The following is a 334-nucleotide window of genomic DNA, read 5'->3' as shown; positions in this document are numbered from 1 at the left end:
TTGATAGGGAGCTGGAAGAATGGGTTGCCGAAGTGCGCAAGAAGCGCGCTGCGCTGGATTTGCCCCCTGTCATGCAAGCTTGTCCCGATTTCACAGCCTGGGCGCGCACTTTGGGCGGGTTCCTGAAGGATTGGGGCGATCTGCACCGGGTTGCTGGTCAACTCAGGCCGATGATTGGGGTGTCCGAGCATGCGTGGAATGTGGCCCAGGACCGTCTTGGCAAACAGGTGGCGACAGCAGCGCTGGCGTTGGTCTTCGAGAAGCATTGCGCGGGCGAAGTGTCCTCGCCGGGCGGCTATCTGCGCGGCATGGTCGAGAAGGCCGGGGCAGGGGA

At 62.9% G+C, this 334-nt stretch carries 1 protein-coding gene; it reads left to right on the top strand.

Annotation, left to right across the window (positions count from 1 at the left end):
* Window positions 1-334: replication initiation protein RepC (repC, locus tag AB9K34_RS13075; protein WP_369954872.1), on the top strand; the 334-nt coding region annotated here is incomplete at both ends.

The sequence above is a fragment of the Sedimentitalea sp. XS_ASV28 genome (assembly GCF_041224545.1).
Classification (GTDB): Bacteria; Pseudomonadota; Alphaproteobacteria; order Rhodobacterales; family Rhodobacteraceae; genus Sedimentitalea.
The sequence above is the reverse complement of the archived record's forward strand: the minus strand, read 5'-3'. Positions and strand labels throughout refer to the sequence as shown.